We start from the raw sequence: 465 nt of genomic DNA, 5'->3' as shown, positions 1-465 counted from the left end.
CCTTAGTTAAGTTGCTCAAACAATCTTGGAAAGAATCTCCAAAAACGGAGAAATCGTCCATGAAGACTTCGAGAAAACGTTCCACCATATCACTAAAAATACTCAGCATGCACCTTTGAAAGGTTGCAGGAGCATTACACAGCCCAAAGGGCATCCGTCGATAAGCAAAGGTGCCAAAGGGGCATGTGAAAGTTGTTTTCTCTTGGTCTTCCGGGGCGATCTCTATTTGATTGTATCCAGAATATCCATCCAAGAAACAATAATACTCGTGGCCAGCTACCCGTTCTAAAATTTGGTCCAAGAAGGGTAGGGGGAAATGATCCTTTCGTGTGACAGTATTTAACTTTCTGTAGTCGATGCAAACTCGCCAACCTGTGGGTATGCGGGTTGGGATGAGCTCATCATTAGCATTACGGACTACAGTTACGCCGGCCTTTTTAGGTACAACTTGGGTAGGGCTGACCC

1 protein-coding gene is annotated in these 465 nt (G+C 45.2%); it reads right to left on the bottom strand.

Annotation, left to right across the window (positions count from 1 at the left end; genetic code table 11):
- Nucleotides 1-465 (bottom strand): reverse transcriptase family protein (locus D7X96_RS39210; protein WP_147468530.1); only part of this gene is annotated, 465 nt, incomplete at both ends.

The organism is Corallococcus interemptor, assembly GCF_003668875.1.
Taxonomy (GTDB): Bacteria; Myxococcota; Myxococcia; order Myxococcales; family Myxococcaceae; genus Corallococcus; species Corallococcus interemptor.
Note: the sequence above shows the minus strand (reverse complement) of the source record. Positions and strands in the feature narration are given on the sequence as shown.